This window comes from Salmonella sp. SAL4457 (genome assembly GCF_046548235.1).
GTDB lineage: Bacteria > Pseudomonadota > Gammaproteobacteria > Enterobacterales > Enterobacteriaceae > Salmonella > Salmonella enterica.
In genome coordinates, this window is the sequence record NZ_JBGDZO010000426.1 from 1 (window position 1) to 275 (window position 275).

The 275-nt window shown below is 64.4% G+C and carries 1 protein-coding gene; it reads left to right on the forward strand.

The annotated features are described in order from the left end of the window. A partial coding sequence (locus tag ACLJNW_RS24915; protein ID WP_410961320.1) for a hypothetical protein occupies positions 1–275 on the forward strand: 275 nt, incomplete at both ends.

The following is a 275-nucleotide window of genomic DNA, read 5'->3' on the forward strand; positions in this document are numbered from 1 at the left end:
GCTGCATCCGCTGGAGAAGGCCTACCTCAACAACCGTATCCGTTGCGTGCGGCACACCGATGTCGCCTGGGGCCTTGCGCTCCTGTACGCGGTCGAGTCGGTGAGCTGCGTCAACCACCGGCGCATCTACGAACTCCTGCAGCGCCTGGGCGTGCCCGAGCAACCCAGCGAGTTCCATCGCCTGCACGGCACCCAGGACGAGATCGATACCGAGGAGATGTGGGCGCTGATCGCCAAGTTCGCGCCGAGCGAAGACTTCCAGCGCAAGTTCATGC